The sequence below is a fragment of the Neisseria sp. HMSC068C04 genome (assembly GCF_001810105.1).
Classification (GTDB): domain Bacteria; phylum Pseudomonadota; class Gammaproteobacteria; order Burkholderiales; family Neisseriaceae; genus Neisseria; species Neisseria flavescens_B.
On the sequence record NZ_KV799984.1, the window covers coordinates 1 to 280 of the forward strand.

At 45.4% G+C, this 280-nt stretch carries 1 pseudogene; it reads left to right on the top strand.

Going from position 1 to position 280, the window contains the following annotated elements:
* Positions 1-280: pseudogene (locus tag HMPREF2700_RS12030) on the top strand (hypothetical protein); the annotation flags it as partial.

A 280-nucleotide genomic window follows, 5' to 3' on the forward strand; every position in this document is an offset into this window, starting at 1 on the left:
CCCATTTATGACAATGTAAGACAAGTTAAAACCTTTGAATACATCGCCGGGTGTGTTGAAGGTGGTAATAGTGGCTGTACTTGTTATAGCGCCCAAGGCACGCCGCTAAAAGAAGTTACTAAAGCCATGTGTAAGGACTACGTGAAAAACGGCCTGCCTTTCAATCCTTATAAGGATGAACAGCAAACCGTACAACAGCCACAAACAACACCGCAGACAGCCTACTCGCCTGAAAATGGACAAGTGCTTACAATGGGCGGTAAAAGCCCTCAAAACCTGA